The organism is Streptomyces sp. E11-3, from assembly GCF_046540415.1.
GTDB lineage: Bacteria > Actinomycetota > Actinomycetes > Streptomycetales > Streptomycetaceae > Streptomyces.
The window spans coordinates 1-693 of the sequence record NZ_JAZGRL010000238.1; the positions used below are offsets into that span (position 1 = coordinate 1).

Annotated in this window: 1 protein-coding gene; it reads right to left on the reverse strand. The window is 77.6% G+C overall.

The features are described 5' to 3' along the window. Positions 1-616: SWIM zinc finger family protein (locus tag U9R90_RS36625; RefSeq protein WP_411061838.1), on the reverse strand; the 616-nt coding region annotated here is incomplete at its 3' end. Positions 617-693 lie beyond the last annotated feature (77 nt).

Genomic DNA, 693 nt, shown 5'->3' on the forward strand with positions numbered 1-693 from the left:
GCGCCGGGAGGGGTGGGAGCGTGCGCGGGGCGAGCGCGTCGCGGGCCCGGACGCCGGAGATGCGGGGCCGCTGGTCGCCCTCCTGGTCGGCGCGCGCCGCGCGGGTGGCGTTGCGGCGGGAGAGCTCGTCGAGCAGTTGGGGCTCGCCGCGGCCGCGCAACAGCAGCAGGACGAAGGGGTCCTCGTCGAGCAGCCGGGCGGTCTCGTAGCAGAGCGCGGCGGCGTGCTTGCAGGGGTGGCCGGAGTCCGGGCAGGAGCAGAACGGTTCGAGGTCGCCGGGCCCGGGCAGCAGGTCGGCGCCTGAGCCCCTCGCGAGGGACTGCGGCAGCTCCTTGTCGAGCAGCGCCGCGATATGGCCGGGGCGCTCGGCGGCGGTGTCGAGCAGCCGGTCCCACTCGGCGTCGGACAGCGTCGGCAGCTCGATCCGCGTGCGGTACGGGCGGGGGCGGCTGCCGTGCACGTACGCCAGGACCTGGCCGGGCGTGACGGTGATCGCGTCGACCAGGCCCTGCCGCGCGTACGTCTGGCCACGGGCCAGCCGGGCCGCGTCCAGGGACGACTCCTCAAGTGCCGCGACCCAGGCACGGCCCCACCAGCTCCCGGAGCCTTCCGACACGGCGCGCCGCCGGGCACCACGGGCGGGGAAGGTACGCCGCAGGTCCCCGGACGGTCCCCCGGCCCCCGGCCCTCCGC